The 20,978-nt window shown below is 63.0% G+C and carries 18 protein-coding genes; 10 read left to right on the top strand and 8 right to left on the bottom strand.

The features are described from left to right. Positions 1-64: 64 nt before the first annotated feature. On the top strand, positions 65-1,285 hold the full coding sequence (locus D0B32_RS30435; RefSeq protein WP_117338136.1) for a deoxyguanosinetriphosphate triphosphohydrolase: 1,221 nt from the start codon (positions 65-67) through the stop codon (positions 1,283-1,285). 84 nt (positions 1,286-1,369) lie between these two features. On the opposite strand, the gene D0B32_RS30440 is transcribed toward D0B32_RS30435, so the two are convergent. Further along, complete coding sequence (locus tag D0B32_RS30440) at positions 1,370-1,747, bottom strand: YqjD family protein (protein ID WP_117338032.1); 378 nt, start codon at positions 1,745-1,747, stop codon at positions 1,370-1,372. A gap of 345 nt (positions 1,748-2,092) precedes the next feature. After that, on the bottom strand, positions 2,093-2,815 hold the full coding sequence (locus D0B32_RS30445) for an OmpW family protein (RefSeq protein ID WP_117338033.1): 723 nt from the start codon (positions 2,813-2,815) through the stop codon (positions 2,093-2,095). A 188-nt stretch (positions 2,816-3,003) separates the two neighbouring features. Between D0B32_RS30445 and D0B32_RS30450 the strand changes: the two genes are divergently transcribed. The 4 genes from D0B32_RS30450 to thpR all read left to right on the top strand — a co-directional run bounded on the left by D0B32_RS30450 (position 3,004) and on the right by thpR (position 11,105). Continuing rightward, positions 3,004-3,711, top strand: a complete 708-nt coding sequence (locus D0B32_RS30450; RefSeq protein ID WP_117338034.1) for a transposase — start codon at positions 3,004-3,006, stop codon at positions 3,709-3,711. 313 nt (positions 3,712-4,024) lie between these two features. Continuing rightward, the gene (locus D0B32_RS30455) at positions 4,025-8,728 is read left to right on the top strand and encodes a glutamate synthase-related protein (protein ID WP_181969957.1); all 4,704 of its coding nucleotides are present in this window, start codon (positions 4,025-4,027) and stop codon (positions 8,726-8,728) included. A 110-nt stretch (positions 8,729-8,838) separates the two neighbouring features. Then, a complete protein-coding gene (locus D0B32_RS30460) occupies positions 8,839-10,305 on the top strand; it encodes a glutamate synthase subunit beta (protein ID WP_117338036.1) in 1,467 nt (488 codons plus the stop codon). 245 nt (positions 10,306-10,550) lie between these two features. Then, entirely contained in the window at positions 10,551-11,105 is a 555-nt protein-coding gene (gene thpR / locus D0B32_RS30465) for an RNA 2',3'-cyclic phosphodiesterase (protein WP_117338037.1), read from the top strand. Positions 11,106-11,172: 67 nt separating this feature from the next. Here the strand turns inward: thpR and D0B32_RS30470 are convergent, their stop codons facing one another. Then, entirely contained in the window at positions 11,173-12,438 is a 1,266-nt protein-coding gene (locus D0B32_RS30470; protein ID WP_117338038.1) for a D-amino acid dehydrogenase, read from the bottom strand. A gap of 16 nt (positions 12,439-12,454) precedes the next feature. Then, complete coding sequence (locus D0B32_RS30475; protein WP_117338039.1) at positions 12,455-13,714, bottom strand: MFS transporter; 1,260 nt, start codon at positions 13,712-13,714, stop codon at positions 12,455-12,457. 339 nt (positions 13,715-14,053) lie between these two features. On the opposite strand from D0B32_RS30475, the gene D0B32_RS30480 reads away from it, so the two are divergent. After that, the gene (locus tag D0B32_RS30480; RefSeq protein WP_117338040.1) at positions 14,054-14,944 is read left to right on the top strand and encodes a tyrosine-protein phosphatase; all 891 of its coding nucleotides are present in this window, start codon (positions 14,054-14,056) and stop codon (positions 14,942-14,944) included. A 170-nt stretch (positions 14,945-15,114) separates the two neighbouring features. On the opposite strand, the gene D0B32_RS30485 is transcribed toward D0B32_RS30480, so the two are convergent. Both D0B32_RS30485 and D0B32_RS30490 read right to left on the bottom strand, forming a co-directional pair. Further along, a complete protein-coding gene (locus D0B32_RS30485; RefSeq protein WP_117338041.1) occupies positions 15,115-16,449 on the bottom strand; it encodes an ATP-binding protein in 1,335 nt (444 codons plus the stop codon). Then, entirely contained in the window at positions 16,446-17,186 is a 741-nt protein-coding gene (locus tag D0B32_RS30490) for a response regulator (RefSeq protein WP_117338042.1), read from the bottom strand. Before D0B32_RS30490 ends, D0B32_RS30485 begins: the two co-directional genes overlap by 4 nt. Before the next feature lie 444 nt (positions 17,187-17,630). Between D0B32_RS30490 and D0B32_RS32750 the strand changes: the two genes are divergently transcribed. From D0B32_RS32750 to D0B32_RS30510, 4 genes are read left to right on the top strand one after another with little or no spacing between them, the layout of a single operon-like run. After that, entirely contained in the window at positions 17,631-17,798 is a 168-nt protein-coding gene (locus tag D0B32_RS32750) for a hypothetical protein (protein ID WP_181969958.1), read from the top strand. Positions 17,799-17,854: 56 nt separating this feature from the next. After that, positions 17,855-18,013 carry a DUF6726 family protein gene (locus D0B32_RS33150; RefSeq protein WP_310591217.1) on the top strand — a complete coding sequence of 53 codons (159 nt, stop codon included), beginning with the start codon at positions 17,855-17,857 and terminating at the stop codon, positions 18,011-18,013. Between the two features lie 3 nt (positions 18,014-18,016). After that, positions 18,017-18,781, top strand: a complete 765-nt coding sequence (locus D0B32_RS30505; RefSeq protein ID WP_259295221.1) for a hypothetical protein — start codon at positions 18,017-18,019, stop codon at positions 18,779-18,781. A 55-nt stretch (positions 18,782-18,836) separates the two neighbouring features. Beyond that, positions 18,837-19,520 carry a flagellar basal body L-ring protein FlgH gene (locus D0B32_RS30510; protein WP_117338138.1) on the top strand — a complete coding sequence of 228 codons (684 nt, stop codon included), beginning with the start codon at positions 18,837-18,839 and terminating at the stop codon, positions 19,518-19,520. Between the two features lie 27 nt (positions 19,521-19,547). Here the strand turns inward: D0B32_RS30510 and D0B32_RS30515 are convergent, their stop codons facing one another. Together D0B32_RS30515 and D0B32_RS30520 are read right to left on the bottom strand one after the other, a co-directional pair. Further along, positions 19,548-20,294 carry a response regulator gene (locus tag D0B32_RS30515; protein ID WP_117338045.1) on the bottom strand — a complete coding sequence of 249 codons (747 nt, stop codon included), beginning with the start codon at positions 20,292-20,294 and terminating at the stop codon, positions 19,548-19,550. 99 nt (positions 20,295-20,393) lie between these two features. Then, entirely contained in the window at positions 20,394-20,909 is a 516-nt protein-coding gene (locus tag D0B32_RS30520) for a hypothetical protein (RefSeq protein ID WP_117338139.1), read from the bottom strand. Positions 20,910-20,978 lie beyond the last annotated feature (69 nt).

Here is a 20,978-nt window from a genome sequence, read left to right on the forward strand (position 1 = left end):
GCGGCGATCATGGCGCGGTGGTCGTGGCGTCTCGCAGGGTGCCTTCCATGTTCCGGAGATGCTGGTGAGTGAAAGGCCTGGCGACAATCTGAATCCATCTTCTGGCGGCGCGTCCAAGGACGCGCAGACCATCCTCCCCACGGCACCCACGCTGGCGGCGCTCGAAGTGCATCTTGCGCCGTACGCCGCGCATTCCGCGCAATCACGCGGGCGTCGCCACCCGGAACCCGCGCCGGGCGCGCGTACGGAATTTCAGCGCGACCGTGACCGGATCGTCCACTCCACCGCGTTCCGCCGGCTCGAATACAAGACGCAGGTGTTCGTGAATCACGAGGGCGATCTGTTTCGCACCCGCCTCACGCATAGCCTGGAAGTGGCGCAGATCGCCCGCTCGGTGGCGCGTAATCTGCGGGTCAACGAAGACCTGGTGGAAGCCATTTCGCTCGCCCACGATCTCGGTCACACACCATTCGGACACGCCGGTCAGGACGCGCTCAACGAGTGCATGCGGGAGCATGGTGGCTTCGAGCACAACCTGCAAAGTCTCGCCGTGGTCGACGACCTCGAAGAGCACTATGGCGCGTTCAATGGGCTCAATCTCTGCTTCGAAACGCGCGAAGGCATCCTGAAGCATTGCTCGCGCGAAAATGCACGGCGCCTGGGGGCGCTGGGTGAGCGTTTTCTGGAAGGAAGGCAACCGTCCATCGAAGCACAGATCGCCAACGTTGCGGACGAGATTGCGTACAACAATCACGATGTCGACGACGGCTTGCGCTCCGGTCTGCTGACCGTCGAGCAACTGGCGCAAGTGGAGTTATGGCGCACGCACTATGAAACCGCGCATCGCGACTACCCGCAGATCGAAGGACGCAGGCTGATCCACGAGACCGTGCGGCGCATCATCAATACGTTGATCGTCGACCTGATCGACACCACTACGCAAAACCTCGCGCGACATGCGCCAGCTTCGCTCGACGCTGTGCGCGCATTACCGCCGCTGGTGGCACACAGCGAACCGGTTGCGCAACAGGCGGCCGCGCTGAAGCGGTTTCTGTTCAAGAACCTGTATCGCCACTACCGCGTGATGCGCATGGCCAACAAGGCACGCCGTGTGGTGGTCGGCCTCTTCGAGGCATTCACGGACGATCCGCGGCTGCTGCCGCCGTCTTATCAGTCGCCTGATCCAACGGGGCAGCCACGGCTCATTGCCCACTACATTGCGGGCATGACGGATCGCTATGCGGTGAAGGAGTATCAGCGGCTGTTCGTGATCGCCGACAATTGATCAGCTAGCGCCGATCACAAAGGACCGAGGCCGATCCGCCTCAGTCCCTCAGACCTCTTCGCATCGCAGCATTCAGCTTGCGCCTTAGCGCATCCGCGTGAACAACGCGCCTGCGATCAAGGCAATCCCGCCTACGATGGCAATGGTCTGCCACGGGTTTTCATGAACGTAGTCATCTGCGCCCGAAAGTGCGACCTCGGCGCGCTGACGCACGGCGTCACGGGTGTCGTTAAGACGCTCACGCGCGGTGTCGAGGCGCTTGCGCAATTGCGCGCGCAGTGCAACCGCATCGGCCTGCGTACCGTCGGATAGCGTGTCTTCCAGTTCGGACATCAGCGAGCGCAGTTCGCTCGTGATGTCTTCCGCTGCATGGCGGCTGTGGCGCGCGATACGGCGCGCGCGGCGGCTCGTCGTAGTCCAGGATTCGCCCAGGGCGTCTCGCGTATTCGGTAGTGCAGTCATGGTCGCTCCGTCGTTGATGAGTCAAAGAAATAATCCCGCGGAATCGAACGGGGAAACTCCATGTCACGCAACTTTGATGCCACGGATCGCGCGCACCGCGAACGGCTCGCCAAACAGCCGACAAATAACCGTATCAGGTCGCCGGCATTCTTCTCCTCGTCACGAAGCGCTATGAGCGCCGGCAGAATTTGCGCCGCAGCATGCACCGGGCTGGTCAAATTTACAAAGCGCCGTGTAGCGATGCCCGGCGAAACGCCTTTTCGCGCGCCACAAAAGAAAATGCCGTCATGAATGCATGACGGCATTGTTCAAGCCCCCAAAAACCTACTAACCTTAGTCTTACTGTCAGAAGCGATAGCCGATGCTGACGTAGCTGACGATCGGATTGAGTTTGATCTTGGTCTGCGACTGGACGTTGAGCACGCCAACCGGCGTCTGGGCATTCGTACTCAACTTTGCGGTCGTGCTGAGCGGCAGGTAGGACAGCGACACACCTGCAAACCAGTGCTTGTCGATGTTGAAGTTGAAGCCGGCATTAAACACGGGCTCCCACGAACTATCCGTAGATACCGAGGTCGGACCATGCAGTACTTGTTGCTCGAACGTACCGTTGGTGATCTTTTCATCCGTAAACCAGATGCGGCTGACGCCAACGCCCAGGTACGGACGGAACCTTGCTTCCGGTGCATTGAAGTAGTACTTGAACAGCAGAGTCGGGCTCCACTGTTTCGCCGTGCCGAGCGTGCCGTAAGGCTCGAAGCCAGCCGACCCCTGCAGGTTGAACTTCGGCGGTACGCCGATCACGCCTTCGATCGCGATATGGTCGGTGACGAAGTAACCGGCCGTGAAGCCGATGGTGTCCGCGCTATCTAATGTGGCGCCGGTGTTCGGCAATGACACGTCGACGGGGGAGCCGCCTACGTTTGTCTCCTTGAGCGGTTGGCTACTCGATTGAGGTGCTAGATGGAACCAGCCTGTTGTGACGTAAAAACTGCCGGCCGATTGAGCGTGGGCTCCCGTCATGCAGGCGAGCGCCGCGATCCCCGTCATGGCCTGTTTTAAATTCATATGTGCTCCTCCAGAAAAGGCCCGCTCATTATGACCAGATCATATGAAACAAACCATACGCGATTGTTAGAGTTTTCTCCCTAAGACCCGCGTGGTTACTGGCTCAGCCGCTCTCTGCCGTTTCGTACGGGCGTGCGGCTTTCTGAACCCTCGGGTATATACCAACGCGACTATTTGGATAATCCAGCATGGCACGGCTCGCACGTCTTTATGTTCCCGACCAGCCGCAACACGTCATCCTGCGCGGACTGGATCAGCAGCCCGCATTCGTCGACGATCAGGATTACGAGCTCTTCATTGATTGTCTGAAGGCGGCCTCCCGCGACCACCACCTGTCCATTCACGCGTACGCGCTGATGCCGGGTGCGGTGCAACTGCTTGTCACGCCGACCGAAGAGTCGAGCCTGCCCAAGGCGATGCAGGCGGTGGGGCGCCGCTACGTGGCGCACTTCAATCGCCGCTATTCGCGCCGTGGCACGCTGTGGGAAGGGCGCTACCGGGCCACCGTGATCGAAGGCGAGCGCTACTTTTTGCTCGCGAGCCGGGTGGTCGAAATGTGCCCGGTGCGCGGGCAACTGGTGAGCGCGCCGGAAGACTATCGCTGGTCGAGCTACCGTCATCACATCGGGCTCACGCTAGATAGCCTGATTACGGATCATCCGTTGTACTGGGCGCTCGGCAACACACCCTTCGAACGGCAGCGCGCCTACCGCGAACTTTGTGAGCAGCCGCTCGACGAGCGCGAAGCCAGTCAGTTGCAGCAGGCCACCCTGAAGGGCTGGGTGCTCGGCAGTGATTCGTACCGTGAGTGGGCGGCTCGCGCGGCGAATCGCCGAGTGTCGCCGTTGCCGCGTGGCCGGCCGCGCAAGGTCCGCGAAACACCTCAAACCCAGTAAGCCGGCGCTCACTGCGCGCAATTAATCCTTTCGCGTCAAACACCTGACTAAGAAACGGCATTCCCGGATGCCGTTTTCTTTTGCACCTTTTTGATATGGCACCAATAAAAATGAGGTGCGATGCACCAATCTGATAATTGGGGGCGAATCATCACGTTTTATTTGCTATTCCCTTGATTCGTCGCGTATATTCCGAATTCCGGCAGTTTCGAGATGCGCGCTGTGCCAAGCCGCCTGCGCAGTTGCAGCGCAAATGCCGTGCAGTAGAAAAATGGTTCAACGGCCGCAAAGGCCCCTCACAGACGGTGTCCCCATGAACGACCACCTGCAACCGATGTCCCCGGTTCCCGCCGCGCAAGGTCTGTACGACCCGCAAAACGAGCACGACGCCTGCGGCGTCGGCTTCGTCGCCCATATCAAGGGCAAGAAAAGTCACGAGATCATCGAGCAGGGTCTGAAAATCCTCGAGAACCTCGATCACCGGGGCGCCGTCGGCGCTGACCCGCTGATGGGTGACGGCGCAGGCATCCTGATCCAGATTCCGGACGGCTTCTACCGCGAAGAAATGGCCAAGCAGGGCGTGACCTTGCCGCCGTTCGGCGAATACGGCGTCGGCATGATCTTCCTGCCGAAGGAACACGCATCGCGCCTCGCCTGCGAACAGGAACTCGAGCGCACGGTGAAGGCCGAGGGCCAGGTGGTGTTGGGCTGGCGCGATGTGCCGGTCGACCACTCCATGCCCATTTCGCCCACCGTCAAGGCAAGCGAGCCGCTGATCCGCCAGATCTTCATTGGCCGCGGCAAGGACATCATGGTGACCGACGCGCTGGAGCGGAAGCTGTACATCATCCGCAAAACCGCGAGCCACCGCATTCAGGCGCTCAAGCTCAAGCACGGCAAGGAATACTTCGTGCCGTCCTGCTCGGCCCGCACGGTGGTCTACAAGGGCCTGTTGCTGGCCGGTCAGGTCGGCGTGTACTACCGCGACCTGCAGGACGAGCGCACGGTGTCGGCGCTGGCGCTGGTGCACCAACGCTTCTCCACGAACACGTTCCCGGCGTGGGAACTGGCTCACCCGTACCGGATGATCGCCCACAACGGCGAAATCAACACGGTGAAGGGCAACGTCAACTGGCTGAACGCCCGTACTGGCGCGATCGCCTCGCACGTGCTCGGCGACGACCTGCCCAAGCTGTGGCCGCTCATCTATCCGGGCCAATCGGACACCGCCTCGTTCGACAACTGTCTCGAGCTGCTGGTGATGGCCGGTTATCCGCTCGTCCACGCCATGATGATGATGATCCCGGAAGCCTGGGAACAGCACACGTTGATGGACGACAACCGCCGTGCCTTCTACGAGTATCACGCCGCGATGATGGAGCCGTGGGACGGCCCCGCCGCCATCGCCTTCACCGACGGCCGTCAGATCGGCGCCACGCTCGACCGTAACGGCTTGCGTCCGGCGCGCTACATCGTCACGGACGACGACCTCGTCATCATGGCGTCGGAAGCGGGCACGCTGCCCATTCCCGAGTCGAAGATCGTCAAGAAGTGGCGTCTGCAGCCGGGCAAGATGTTCCTGATCGACATGGAGCACGGCCGCATCATCGACGACAAGGAACTGAAGGACAACCTCGCCAACGCCAAGCCGTACAAGAGCTGGATCGACGCGGTGCGCATCAAGCTCGACGAAATCGAGCCGAAGGCCGAGGACGTCGTCACGGAGCGCCGTGAGCCCGCCGCTTTGCTGGATCGCCAGCAGGCATTCGGCTATACGCAGGAAGACCTCAAGTTCCTGATGGCGCCGATGGCGCAGTCCGGTGAAGAAGCCGTCGGTTCGATGGGCAACGACTCGCCGCTGGCGGTCATGTCCAACAAGAACAAGACGCTCTATCACTACTTCAAGCAACTGTTCGCGCAGGTCACGAACCCGCCCATCGACCCGATCCGTGAAAACATGGTGATGTCGCTGGTGTCGTTCGTCGGTCCAAAGCCGAACCTGCTGGACACGAACAACATCAACCCGCCGATGCGTCTCGAAGTGTCGCAGCCGGTGCTCGACTTCAAGGACATCGCCAAGATCCGCGCGATCGATCAGTACACGGGCGGCAAGTTCAGCTCGTACGAACTGAACATCTGCTACCCGGTGGCGTGGGGCAAGGAAGGCATCGAAGCCCGCCTTGCTTCGCTGTGCGCGGAAGCCGTGGATGCCGTGAAGTCCGGCTACAACATGCTGATCGTGTCGGACCGCAAGACCGACCGCGACAACGTCGCGATTCCGGCGCTGCTGGCCACCGCCGCGATCCACACGCACCTCGTGCAACACGGCCTGCGCACGAGCGCGGGTCTGGTCGTGGAAACCGGCTCGGCGCGTGAGACGCACCACTTCGCGCTGCTCGCAGGTTACGGCGCGGAAGCCGTGCACCCGTACCTCGCGATGGAAACGCTCGCGCAGATGGCCGCCGGCCTGAAGGGCGACCTGTCGGCGGACAAGGCGGTCTACAACTTCACCAAGGCGGTCGGCAAGGGCCTGCAGAAGGTCATGTCCAAGATGGGCATTTCGACCTACATGTCGTACACCGGCGCGCAGATCTTCGAAGCGGTTGGTCTCGCTGAAGACCTCGTGTCGAAGTACTTCCGCGGCACCTCGTCGAAGGTCGGCGGCATTGGTCTGTTCGACGTGGCTGAAGAAGCGATCCGTCTGCACCGCGAGGCGTTCGGCGACAACCCGATTCTGGCGAACATGCTCGACGCAGGCGGCGAGTACGCGTACCGCGTGCGCGGCGAAGAACATATGTGGACGCCGGATGCGATCGCCAAGCTGCAGCACTCGGCGCGCAGCAACTCGTATCAGACGTACAAGGAGTACGCGCATCTGATCAACGATCAGACGAAGCGTCACATGACCTTCCGTGGTCTGTTCGAGTTCAAGCTCGATCCGACCCGCGCCATTCCGCTCGACGAAGTGGAACCGGCCAAGGAAATCGTCAAGCGCTTCGCCACCGGCGCCATGTCGCTCGGTTCGATCAGCACGGAAGCGCACGCCACGCTCGCCGTCGCGATGAACCGCATTGGCGGCAAGTCGAACACCGGCGAAGGCGGTGAAGACGCGAACCGTTACCGCAACGAACTGCGCGGTATTCCGATCAAGAACGGCGACACGATGAAGTCGGTGATCGGCGATGAAGTCATCGTCGACATTCCGCTGAAGGCCGGCGATTCGCTGCGCTCGAAGATCAAGCAGGTGGCATCGGGCCGTTTCGGCGTGACCGCGGAATACCTCGCTTCTGCCGATCAGATCCAGATCAAGATGGCGCAGGGCGCGAAGCCAGGCGAAGGCGGTCAGTTGCCAGGCCACAAGGTGTCCGACTACATCGGCAAGCTGCGTTATTCGGTGCCGGGCGTTGGCCTGATTTCGCCGCCGCCGCACCACGACATCTACTCGATCGAAGATCTGGCGCAGCTGATCCACGATCTGAAGAACGTCAACTCGAGTTCCAGCGTGTCGGTGAAGCTGGTTTCCGAATCGGGCGTTGGTACGGTGGCCGCAGGTGTTGCAAAGGCCAAGGCCGACCACGTCGTGATCGCCGGGCATGATGGCGGCACGGGCGCATCGCCGCTGTCGTCGCTCAAGCACGCAGGTACGCCGTGGGAATTGGGTCTCGCGGAAACGCAGCAGACCCTGGTGCTGAACCAGTTGCGCGGCCGCATTCGCGTGCAGGCCGACGGTCAGATGAAGACCGGCCGCGACGTCGTGATCGGCGCGCTGCTCGGCGCGGATGAATTCGGCTTTGCAACGGCGCCGCTCGTCGTGCAGGGCTGCATCATGATGCGCAAGTGTCACCTGAATACCTGCCCGGTCGGCGTGGCCACGCAGGATCCGGTGCTGCGCGCGAAGTTCTCGGGTCAGCCGGAACACGTCGTCAACTTCTTCTTCTTCGTTGCGGAAGAAGTGCGCGAGATCATGGCGCAACTGGGCATCCGCAAGTTCGACGACCTGATCGGTCACGCGGAACTGCTCGACATGAAGAAGGGCATCGAGCACTGGAAGGCGAAGGGCCTGGATTTCTCGCGTGTGTTCTACCAGCCGCATGTCTCGGAAGAGGTGGCGCGCAAGCACGTGGACGTGCAGGATCACGGCCTTGATCGCGCGCTGGATCACACGCTGATCGAGAAGGCGCGCGCTGCCATCGAGAAGGGCGAGCACGTCTCGTTCATCCAGCCGGTGCGCAACGTGAACCGTACGGTCGGCGCGATGTTGTCGGGCATGATCGCGAAGAAGTACGGCCACGACGGCCTCGCTGACGACACCGTGCACATCCAGTTGAAGGGCACGGCGGGTCAGAGCTTCGGCGCGTTCCTCGCCAGGGGCATCACGCTGGATCTGGTCGGCGACGGCAACGACTACGTCGGCAAGGGTCTCTCGGGTGGCCGCATCATCATTCGTCCGACCAACGATTTCCGCGGCAAGTCGGAAGAGAACATCATCTGCGGCAACACGGTGATGTACGGCGCGATCGAAGGCGAATCGTTCTTCCGTGGCGTGGCAGGCGAACGTTTCTGTGTGCGTAACTCGGGTGCGACGGCGGTCGTGGAAGGCACCGGCGATCACGGCTGCGAATACATGACGGGCGGCACGGTGGTGGTGCTCGGCGAAACCGGACGCAATTTCGCGGCCGGCATGTCGGGCGGGATTGCGTACGTGTTCGATCCGGACAACACCTTCGCCGGCAAGTGCAACAAGTCGATGGTCGCGCTGGACCCGGTGCTGCAACAGGCCGAGCAGGAGCGCACGGTCGACAAGGGTCTGTGGCACGCCAGTGAAACCGACGAAGCGCTGCTGAAGAAACTGATCGAACGTCACTTCCAGTTCACGGGCTCGCCGCGTGCAAAGGCGCTGCTCGAAAACTGGGACGCGTCGCGCCGCCAGTTCGTGAAGGTGTTCCCGACGGAATACAAGCGCGCGCTCGGCGAAATGGCTGCGAAGAAAGCGAAGGGCGAAGTGCTCGCCGCTTAACGCGCAGCGCGTCATAGCGCCAGACGTTAGATACCCGTTAGTTGTACCCGCCGCGTGGCTGCGCGGCGGGTGCCGATTTCCCCACCTGTACAGATAGATAAGAGAACCACATGGGCAAGGCAACCGGTTTTCTCGAGTTCGAACGTCGCCATGAGACGTACGAAGCTCCGCTCACGCGTGTGAAGCACTACAAGGAATTCGTCGCGGCACTCTCCGACGACGATGCGAAGGTTCAAGGCGCGCGCTGCATGGACTGCGGCATTCCGTTCTGCAACAACGGCTGCCCGGTGAACAACATCATCCCGGACTTCAATGACCTGGTGTTTCATCAGGACTGGAAGACCGCGATCGAAGTGCTGCACTCCACCAACAACTTCCCCGAGTTCACGGGCCGCATCTGCCCGGCGCCGTGCGAATCGGCGTGTACGCTCGGCATCAACGACGATCCGGTCGGCATCAAGTCGATCGAACACGCGATCATCGACAAGGCGTGGGCCGAAGGCTGGGTTGCGCCGCAACCGGCGAAGCACAAGACCGGCAAGAAAGTTGCCGTGGTCGGATCCGGCCCCGCCGGTCTCGCCGTTGCGCAACAACTGGCGCGCGCGGGGCACGATGTGACCGTGTTCGAGAAGAACGATCGCATCGGTGGTCTGCTGCGTTACGGCATCCCCGATTTCAAGCTGGAAAAGTGGCTGATCGATCGCCGCATGCGGCAGATGGAAGCCGAAGGCGTGACCTTCCGCCCGGGCGTGTTCATCGGCAAGGATCCGCTGCCGGGACACATCGCCAATACGGCGAAGGAAACCATCACACCGGACGAACTGAAAGAACAGTTCGACGCGGTGGTGCTGTCGGGCGGCTCCGAAACGCCGCGTGATCTGCCGGTGCCGGGCCGCGAGCTGGAAGGCATCTACTACGCGATGGAATTCCTGCCGCAGCAGAACAAGGTCAATGCGGGCGACAAGGTGCCGGGACAACTGGTTGCCAAGGGCAAGCACGTGGTCGTGATCGGCGGTGGCGATACGGGTTCTGACTGCGTCGGTACCTCGAACCGTCACGGCGCGAAGGATGTCACGCAGTTCGAACTGCTGCCGCAACCGCCGGAAGAAGAGAACAAGCCGCTCGTGTGGCCGTACTGGCCGATCAAGCTGCGCACCTCGTCCTCACACGAGGAAGGCTGCGAGCGTGACTGGTCCGTGGCGACCAAGCGTTTCGAAGGCAAGAATGGCAAGGTGGAAAAGCTGATCGCCGTGCGCGTGGAATGGAAGGACGGCAGGATGCAGGAAGTGGCAGGCTCCGAGTTCGAAATGAAGGCGGACCTGGTGCTGCTGGCGATGGGTTTCACGCAACCGGTCTCGCCGATCCTCGAAGCGTTCGGCGTCGACAAGGACGCGCGCGGCAACGTGCGCGCCGCGACGGAAGGCGACAAGGCGTACTACACGTCGGTGAACAAGGTGTTCACCGCGGGCGACATGCGCCGTGGCCAGTCGCTCGTCGTGTGGGCGATTCGCGAAGGCCGTCAGTGCGCGCGCTCGGTGGACGCGTTCCTGATGGGACAGTCGGATCTGCCGCGCTAAGTGTTTGTCCGGTCCGTGCATGCGTGTGCACCATGCACGCTTGCGCGGGCTGACCACTGTTTGCAGGAAGAGGTGGAGACGACAAGGCGGTAACAGAGCCGGGCACCCGCAAGGGTGACCCGGCTTTTTTCATGGGCGTGTGATCCCGGTGAAACGACGTGCGTCATCGCTTTGATGTCCAACAGCACGCCTGCGATACTTGTTACGCGCAAAGCGGACCTTTCATACAGCGAGGGCGACCCACGATGCAAGCCAGCGAGACACAAGAGCACGGCCCCTGGCAGCGCTGCTTCATCGCGCTGGCGCCGGATGTCGCCACACGCGATGCGCTTGCCGCGCTCGACGTGCCCAGCAGTGCGCGTCGTGTGCCGTATGAACAATTGCATTTGACGGTGACGTTCATCGGTGCGCTCACGGCGGAGCGGGGCGAGCGACTGGCAGCAGAGTTGGCGCAGCCAGGCGCGGCGCTGGAACCGGCGCCGATCACCGGCATCGAGCATTGGCCGAATGCCACGCATCCACGCCTGACGGTGGCAAGACTCGCGATGACCGATGGCTTGCTGAAGCTGGACTGGCGCGTCCGTTCGTTGATGATCGACCTCGGCTTACCGGTGGATGCCCGCTCGTTCCGCCCGCACATCACACTGGCGCGCTTTGGCCGGGACGCGGCGGCGCCCGAGCCTTGCGCGCAGCCGCCCGCAAATCTACAGGCGAACTTCGAGGCGCTGGTGTTGTATTCGAGCACCCTGGCGCGACACGGCGCGCGTTATCGTGCGTTGGCCAGCGCGGCCGTGGGATAAGCAACACCAGCAAGCGTAAGCACGGCGCAGCAAACGCCGCCATGCCGCGCGCAGCAAGCCGCAATATTCAGCGCCGATACCGCTCGAGAGTGAGCCCTTCCAGATCGATCTCCGCCGTCCGCCCCGCGACCAGGTCGGCCACGACCTTGCCCGAGCCCATCGCCATCGCCCAGCCGGTGGACCCGTGTCCCACGTTGAGCCAGAGACGCTCCACACCGGAGCGGCCGAGCAGCGGCGGTCCATCCGGCGTCATGGGTCGGCGTCCCACCCAGAAATGCGCCGAGCCGCGATTGGCCGCATGCGGAAACCAGTCGTCCAGCACTTTCAGCAAGGTTTGCAGCGCCTGTTCGCGCAAGGTGGAATGCCGGTTGCCCAGTTCAGCCGTCCCGGCCACGCGTACGTTGCGGCCAAAGCGCGTGATCGCCGTCTTCAGCGATTCATCCATCAATGCGGCGCGCGGGGCCTTCTCGTCGTCCGTGACCGGCAGGGTCGCGGAGTAGCCTTTGACTGGGTAGAGCGGCAGCTTGACGCCAAGCGGTGCGAGCAGCGCCGCGCTATCGACACCCAGCGCCACCACGACCGCATCCGCGGGCAGCAGTTCGAGGCCACGCTCGCTTTCGATGCGCACGCCGCGCACTTCGCCGCCCTGCACATCGAGCGACGTCACGTGGGTGTCGAAGCGAAACACCACGCCCATGTGTTCGCAGATCAAGCGCAACTCACGCGTGAAGCGGGCGCAATCGCCGGCTTCGTCATCCGGCAGATAAAGCCCGGCGGTGGGTGTCTCACGCGCCCAGCGCAATCCAGGTTCGATCTCGACGCATTGCGCCGCGCTCACTTCCCGAAACGCGATGCCCGCGTCACGCAGCACAGTGAGCGCGGGCTGGGCGAGCGCCACGTCGTACTCGCTGCGAAAGAGCTGCAAATAACCCTGGCTGCGGCCATAGTCGAACGGATGCCGCGAGCGGAATTCATGCAGACAGTTGCGGCTGTAGTACGCAATCCGCTGCATGCGCTGCTTGTTGACACGAAACCGCTCCAGCTCGCATTCACGCAACCAGCGGGCGATCCAGCGCCATTGAGCGGGGTCGAAGGTGGGCCTGAAGATCAGCGGCGAAGTGGGCTTGAACAGATATCTGAGCAGCTTGGCCGGCATGCCCGGTGCGGCCCAGGGTGTCACATAGCCGGGAGCGATCACGCCGGCGTTGCCGAAACTGGTGGCTAGCGCTACGTCGGGCTCGCGTTCGATCACCGTGACGTCGCAGCCTTGCGCCCGCAAATAGAAGGCGGTCGCCACGCCAATCACGCCGCCGCCTAAAACGATTGTGTTCATATCTGTGCTGAGGCGTTCAGGAGGCAGTGGTCGTGGACGGTAGCGCACGGCCCACGGTTTCGGGCAGACACAGCGCGGCGGCGATCACCAGCAAATAGCCGGCGCCGGCCACGAGGCCCATCGCATTCACGAGCGTCATGGATTGCGCCAGCGTGCCGACCAGAATTGGAAACAGTGCGCCCAGTCCGCCCCCGAGGTTGTAGCAAAAGCCCTGACCGGAACCGCGAATCGAATTCGGATACAGCTCCGATAGATACGCACCCACTCCCGCAAATATTCCCTGCACGACGACACCGAGCGGAAATCCGAGCAGCAGCATGGCGTGGTCGGTCACGGGCAGCATCGTGTAGACCATCCCGAGCGCGAACGAACCGATTGCGAACAGCACGAACGACGCGCGCCGGCCAATGCGGTCGCACAGGATCGCCCCGACGATATAGCCGGTAAACGATCCCACGATCAGCACGATCAGATAGCCGCTGGTGTTGAAGACGGACAGATGTCGCACGGTCTTGAGATAGGTGGGCAGCCAGGTGGTGATCGCGTAATAGCCGCCCAGCATGCCGGTGCACAGCGCGCTGCCGAGCAGCGTGGTCTTGAGATGGGGCACGGCGAAGATTTGCAGGAAGTGCCCCGTATCCGCGCCGCTTTCGCGCGCCTTGCGGGTAGCAATGAAGACATCTGGATCGCTGACGTTGCGGCGAATGAAGATGATCCACAGGGCCGGCAGCAAGCCGACCCAGAAGCAGGCGCGCCACGCGTACTGTTCCTGCAGCCACGCGAACGACGCCCAGTAGACAAGCGCCGCCGCCGCCCAGCCGAACGACCAGCTGCTTTGCACCGTGCCCACGGCCTTGGCGCGATGCTCAGGCGAGCGAATCGTTTCCGCCATCATGATGGTCACGACCGACCACTCGCCGCCAAAGCCGATACCCTGAAGCGTGCGCGTGGCGAGCAGTTGCCAGAACGAGTGCGTGAAGCCGGACAGGCACGTGAAAACCGCGAAGGTGGCGATGGTCCATTGCAGGACGCGTACGCGCCCATAGCGATCGGCGAGGATGCCGGCGAGCCAGCCGCCCACGGCCGACGAGATCAGCGAACTGGTCGCGATCATCCCCGCTTCGCTTTTCGTCATGCCCCACGTCGCGATCAAGGTGGGAATCAGAAACGAGTAGATCATGAAGTCGAACGCGTCGACGGCGTAACCGCCGAAGCCCGCGTAAAGTGTGCGTCGCTCGCGCGTCGTCAGCTCCGTGAACCACTCAAATGACGCCATGCCCTCTCCCATACTCTGTGTCATCCTGCGCGTGGCGCGCGGGACACTCTCTCGTGCCGCCATTTTACGGTGCCGCTATCCGCGTGGACCAGGCGGAACAAAAAACATGGCGTGGGTTGATGGATGCGGGCCTGCTGGGGACGGCCCCTGAACTCGTTTCACTTCCTTACCGACTCCTACCTTGTAACCTGCCCGTGATATTCGTTGGGTACACTCACCCCAAAGCGTGCAGGCTTGCCTGGGCGTTCTCCGCCAGAGGCGAGCGCGCCTTTACCCCAATACTCAATGGATTTCTCTGCGACCGTTCGCCCACCCGCGACCCGGTCCGCCACGGCATCGATGTCTGAAAATGTTCCAGATGGTGAATCCGCAGGACGACGCACCTTCCTGAAGGGTGCGGCGTGTGCGTGGCTGCTGTCCGGAGTGAGCGGCGCGCTGCTGTCGGCCTGCGGCGGCGGTGGCGGGTCGGCTCAGGAACCGGATACGCCGCGGCTTGCGTCGGTAAGCAATTTCCGGGACATCGGCGGCGCGGGCGGTGGTTATCCGACCGTGGATGGCCGGCAGGTGCGGCGTGGCGCGTTCTATCGCGCGAACGCGCTCACCTTGAGCGCGGCGGACAAGGCCGTGATCGACACGCTGAAGATTGCGACCGTCTACGACCTGCGTACGCCGGGTGAAACCGCCCGCAGCGCCGACGTGCTGCCAAGCGGCGCGTCATACGTGAACATCAACGTGCTGGGGTTGAGCGATCAGCCCATACCGCCGCCTGATTTGCCAGGCGGCGCGGTGGCATGGATGGAAGCGGGCGAGCGCGCGTACGTCACGGGTAACGCGCAGCGGGCGGGCTATGGGGCATTGCTGACGCAACTCGCGAGCACCGAGGGCGCGCAACTGATTCACTCGCAGGCGGGCAAGGATCGCGCGGGATGGGTCGCGGCCGTGCTGCTCAGCATTGCGAACGTTCCGCTCGACATCATCATGCAGGACTATCTGCTGACCAATACCTATTCAGCGGACTCGATCAAGATTCAGGTGGCAGCCGTTCAGACGCAAGGCGGCGCGGCGGCGACCACGCTCGACGCACCGCTTTTCAGTGCGCAGGAGAGCTTCCTGCAGGCCGGTTTCGATCAGGTGCAGGCGAGCTACGGCACGATGACGAGCTACCTCACGCTGGGGCTCGGCCTGTCGGAATCCACCATCGAGACGTTGCGCGAGCGCCTGATCGTCTAGACGCGGTAGCTGTCCCAAACCGCCGGAAAAAAGCGGCCCGCGCGCGCAAGCGCGGAGCGGACCGCAAAGGGAGCCATTGAGGAGGCCGGAGCCGACTATACGTGCGCCGTGGGCCGCTCAGCTTGCCCCGTAAGTCCGTGTAAGCGCCGCAGCGCGCTCGGTGTTCTGACTCAAGGTTCCAGTTCCACGATCGGCAAGGCGATGCGGATGCGCAGGCCGCCGTCGGGATGATTGTGCACATCGCAGCGTCCGCCACGGTCGAGCGCCAGACGCGTGACGATAGCGAGTCCCAGCCCGCAATGACCTTCACCGCCACGCGCCGCGTCGAGCCGCACGAACGGCTTCATCGCGGCGGCAATGCGATCATCCGGAATGCCCGGACCGTGATCGCGCACGCTGATGAGCCAATGCCGCTCGTCGCGGCCCGTTTCGATCTCGACGGGCGGCGCGCCATGTTCGAGCGCGTTGTCGACCAGATTGGTCACCAGCCGATCCAGCAGGGTGCGCGGCAGCCTGAATTGCGGACCGGCCCGCAGATCGAGGCGGAATAGGGGCGGCTCGGTGTCGGAGGTGTCGGCGGCGTGGTCGGGGCCATCGCCTTCGTTGGTTATTTCACTGGCGTCGGCCATGTCCGTAGAGGAAAACTGCTCGCGCAGGAACGCTTCCACTTCGACGGGTGGTCCGGCATCCGCAGCCTGGCCGGCAAACTCCAGAAACTGCTGCACGATATTGGTGAGCGAGTCGACATCGCGGATCAGTCCCGCGCGTTCGTTTTCCGCCACCAGCACGCTGGCGCGCAGTTTCAGGCGCGTGAGCGGTGCCTTCAGGTCATGGGCGACGCCGGCCAGCATCACCGCCTGGTCGTCACCCGCTTCGTTCAGACGCCGCATCATGTCGTTGAACGAACCGATCAGATCACGCAGTTCACGCGGACCCTGCACATTCACCGGCTCGGGCCGGCCGCCCGCGCCGAATGCCCGTGCGGCCAGCGCAACGCGCGAGAGCGGCCGCTGCATCTGCCAGACGGCGAGCAGCGAGAGCAGCAGCGCAGCCAATAGCATCGAACCGGTTTCGATGATGAAGCGCGGGCGCGGCGGGATGTCCACCGGCACCACGACCCACGTCGATTTACCGGGATAACGGACCCATAGCCGGGGCGGCTGGGCGTCGTCCACTTCGATCTGCGTGCCCGCCGGCATGCGCGCCCGCAGATGCTGGCTGAGTTCGACGAACTGCCGCTCGTGCGGTTCGTGCAGGTGAATCGTGCTGGGCATGTTCCATGTCGGCACCAGATGCACACGCATGGCCGGCGCGAGATCGGCGCTCTGCACGGGTTCGCCGTTGGCCGCCTGCAGCATGAGCAGAATGCCGCGCGCAAAACCGTCCACCTCATGGTGAGGCGGCTGCATCACGATCAGGACGAACCAGCCGGCCTGAATGGCCAACAATACCGCCGTCGAGAGCAACGCCATTCGGCCGAATAGCGTGTTCAACGGGTTTTTCATGAGTCCGCCGCGGCCTCGATCGCGAAGGGAGTGCCGTCGGCATCCGGCACGAACACATAGCCCTTGCCGCGCACCGTCTGCACGTAGCAGGGGCTGGACGGGTCGTCTTCGATCACACGGCGCAGACGCCAGATCGGCACGTCGAGGCTGCGATCGCGAAACGCGAGGTTGTCGCGATGGACCAGATCGTGGATCAAGACCCGCGAGAGCACCTTGTACGGGTTGTTGACGAAAATCTTCAGGAGCGCGAATTCACTGTCGCGCAGCGCGAGACGCGTGCTGTCGCGTGACAGGCTGCGGGTGGCGAAGTCGAGTTCGAAGGGGCCGAATCGATACGGCTTGCGGGCTTCCGGTGCACTCGTGGTAGACGGACCACGCCGCCGCAGCACGGTCTGGATGCGGGCGAGCAGTTCGCGCGGATCGAATGGCTTGGTCAGATAGTCGTCGGCGCCGAGCGACAGGCCGACGATGCGGTCCGCCACGCTGCCGCGCGCCGTCACGAAGATCACCGGAATGTCGTCGCCGGCGGCACGTAGCGCGGTGAGCGCGCGCAGGCCGTCCGTGTTCGGCATCATGATATCGAGCACCACGACCGATGGCCGCTCGCGCTCCAGACGGCGTTGCAGATGCGTGCCGTCGTGCAGCACCGAGGCATCGTACCCGTTCGATTGCAGGAAGCGGCAGAGCAGATCGCGCACGACCGGGTCGTCGTCGACAATTAGGACCTGTGGATTCATCCCGAAATTTTAGACTGGCGCGCGCGGCGAGCGGCTCACTCTTTTCTTACCAACACTTACGGAACGCCCCGCGCCCGGTTGGCAGGCTGCCTGCCGGTTGCCGAAAGCCTTGCCCCATAAGGCGGGCGCATGCATCGTCGAACATAAAGTTGGCAATAAAGTTGGCAATATTCGGCGCTTCTTTGGGGGCCGCATCAGCCTCGCTCTGCTTACCTATCTTCCTTGCTGGAAAGAATTGGCGCCGGCTCGAAACGACTCGTAAGTACCGCTGAAAAGCGTACTTTGCTTCGTGCTTGGCAACCCGCCGCCCCGCGTGATGATTCGGCCTGTAGTTCAGCACTGCCGCAATCCTTCGATCCGTGCGCCCGGTTCACGTCACCGTGCCCTCGAGATTGCGGCAATCGCATCGAAATCTCCGCAATCTCACGTCAAGCGAGGCACGTCATGACTGTTCAGAACAATCTGCACTCCACCACTTTTCCGCCAGTGAAACGCGAGCGGCCCGCGAGCCCGCCCGAGACGGCGGCCAAACCCGATGCGCAACCTGCCGAAGCCGCGCAACCGGCGGCGCCGAGCGCGCTGGTCGGCAACCATGTCAATACAACCGCCTGAGCAGGGGAGCGCGCGCCGTGTCCATCTTGCGTGTTTTCAGGCGGTATTGGCGAGCCATTACCGGGCTGGCGCTAGGCGCCGCGCTGCTGCCCTTGAGCGGCTGCGGCGTGGCCGCATTGCCATGCCGGTTGACGGCGGCGACGCTCGATATCGTGCCAATGGTCGGGCACGCCGCCGCGACACCGTTCAACGCGTGCGCGGCGGCGATTGACTGAATCATGGTGATGCAGACCTTCGTTCGCGTGCACGGCATTCCATTGAAGAAGCGTCGTGTGACCCGCTCCGCGCTGGCGGCGCTGTCGTTCTTCATGCTGCTGGGTCTCGCGCCGTACGTGGTGAATGCCGCAGAGCCGGTACTGCATGTCTCTGTGGCAACGAAGCACAGTGAACCCGACGCGCACAGGCGCAGCGCCGACACGCCCTTCGCGTTTCGTGGCATCGCGCTGGGTATCACGCTCGATGAGTTTCGCGCTGGCTCGACCGTGCGCGCGACGCCAGTGGGTAGCGTGCCCGTCTGCGAGACCGACATGCTGGCGGGCGCGCTTGGCATGAATCTGAAAACCAGCGAGAGCCTGACGGTCGCGTGCCGCTGGGCGCATCGCACGGCCGAACGCTGGGCGGTCTCGCAAGCCGTCGTGGATGGCGCATTGGCGCAGGATCACGTGCTGCGTTTTGCGCGCGGCGACGCGCAGAGCGCGTTGCGTCTGTACGAGATGTCGTTCGTGGTCGACGAGCCTACCGCCGGCGATCTGCGCAACGCACTGGCTGCTCACTACGGGCCGCCGCGGCTCGCGACGCGCAATCTCTCCGCGGACAACAGCCCGGTGCCCGTCTATGTGTGGGAAAACGCCGTCAGTTCGATCACGTTGTGTTTCTTGCCGGCCAGTCATAACGGCACGCTGACCTATCTGCTCAAAGACCCCGACGCTTTCGTGAAGTCGCTGGTGCGGCAATGGCAGGCGAGCACGGCCGATGCCGGTTGAGGTGGACCCGCATGCGCCGCTCTTTGGTTCCGTTCGCTATGTGCAGGAAATCTCCATGACACCGTTACGTTGCATCGCTACGTTGAACGTCGCGGTGACCGCCGCGCTCAGCCTCGCTGCGTGCGCGAGCAGCCATCAGGATTCCATTGTCGAGACGCCGATGCTGCCGCCGCTCGTGAGCGCTCCGCTCAACGTCAATACGCAAGGGGCGATCTATCAGGCCGGGTCGTCGTTGCTACTGTATGAAACGCCACGCGCGCAGCATATTGGCGACGTGCTGACGATTCGCCTGTCCGAGTCGTACAGTGGCAACAGCAGCGCGAACACGACCGCCAGTCGCAGCAGCGACATCACGGCGACCGCCGCGGATCAGTCCACCGGCACCGCCGCGCGGCTCGCGAAGTTATTCAACATCGGCTCGGCCGCCACGGACTTCAAGGGGCAAGGCGCGATGACCGACACCAACGGCATGACCGGCACGCTGGCGGTCACGGTGATCGGCACCATGCCTACCGGCAATCTGCTGGTGTCGGGCGAGAAGGTGATTGCGATGAACGGCAATCACGACCGCTTGCGACTGTCCGGCATCGTCAATCCCAAGGATATCGACGCGGGCAACTACGTGTCGTCGAGCAAGGTCGCGAATGCGCGCATCGAACAGGCGGGCAAGGGTATCGTCAGCGATTCGACGACGGTGGGCTGGTTGCAGCGGATGTTCCTGAGCGTGCTGACGTTCTGATGTTTTGAGGTCGCTGATATCGGCGCGTTACGCATCGGGCAGCGCGGGCATGCAGCGCTCGGCGGCGCCGATTTCTCCCTCGGGCACGAATACGTAACCCTGTCCCCATACCGTTTGCACGTAGCGCGGTTCGGACGGATCGACTTCGATCAGTCTGCGCAGACGCCAGATCGACACATCCAGACTGCGATTGCGATGTGCTTCACTGTTGCCATGCAGCTTTTCCAGTAGTTGCGCGCGCGTGAGCACCGTCATCGCGTGCGTGACGAAAACCTTCAGGATGGCGAACTCACTCGAGCGCAGCGTGATCCGCTCACCATCGCGGCGCAATTCGCGCGCCGGAAAATTCACTTCGAAACGTCCAAAGCGATAGGGCGCGCGATTTTCCGGTGCGCCCGGCGCGATCGCGCCACGACGGCGCAAAACATTACGGATGCGCGCAACGAGTTCGCTTGGCTCGAACGGCTTGCCGAGATAATCGTCCGCGCCGAGTTCAAGACCGATGACGCGGTCGATCACATCGGCGCGCGCAGTCAGCAGGATCACGGGGATGTCGTCGCCCGCTAGACGCAGCGCGCGCAGTGCGCTGATGCCATCGAGCTCGGGCATCATGATGTCGAGCACAACTAACGCAGGCCGTTCGTTTTGCAGCCGACGTTGCAGGGCCATGCCGTGTTCCAGCACGGTGACGGCGTAACCGCGTCCCTGTAGATATTCGCGCACCAGGTCGCGCACGACGGGGTCGTCGTCGACAACGAGAATGGATTGGTTCATGGCGCCGATGTTAAGAGATACCTTCGCGCGTCGGTAGCGGGCGATGCTTTCTAAACCTTTCCCGGGTAATGGCGGGCAACGGTTAGGCGAAGGTCGGCCTCAATTGATCTGCGAGGTCTGAATGGTTTGCGGGCGCAACTCGGTGCGATCCACCACCATCTTGTCGATCATGCCGCTGAGCTTGACGGACGCATTGGAGAAGCGGTCCACGCCGAGCTCGCCGGTCTGGTAGCGCGCGGTGACGAGGATGTGCCCCTGCTGGATCAAGGTCAGATCAATCACGGCAAGATACTGCACAGGGTCATCGCTAAAGGAGCGATGTCCATAATCGACGGAGGCGTTATACACAAGCCGCGCCTCGCAGCCGGCGGGCGAGGTGCCGGGGTTGTAGACATCCGAACGGATGCCGCGCCGCTCCAGCGCCATCTGCAACGACGGCACGAAATCGCCCACCGAAACCGTCTGGTTCACTTCGATGCACACCGCGCTGAGGGACGCCGGCCGGCCGCTGACGAAGGTCGGCGACGAGTAGTTCGATGCGATTGCGTAGCCGGCCTGAATCACCGAGCCGGTGGCATCGGCTGCGGTGATCAGGGTCCACGCGCAGCCGTTCAGTCCGACGCAGAGGAGGGCGGCGGCCGTGGCCCACGCGCATGATCGCTGGCGCTGTTTTTGCCGCTGCCA

Origin of the sequence: Paraburkholderia sp. DHOC27 (genome assembly GCF_003429005.1) — a bacterium.
Lineage (GTDB): Bacteria > Pseudomonadota > Gammaproteobacteria > Burkholderiales > Burkholderiaceae > Paraburkholderia.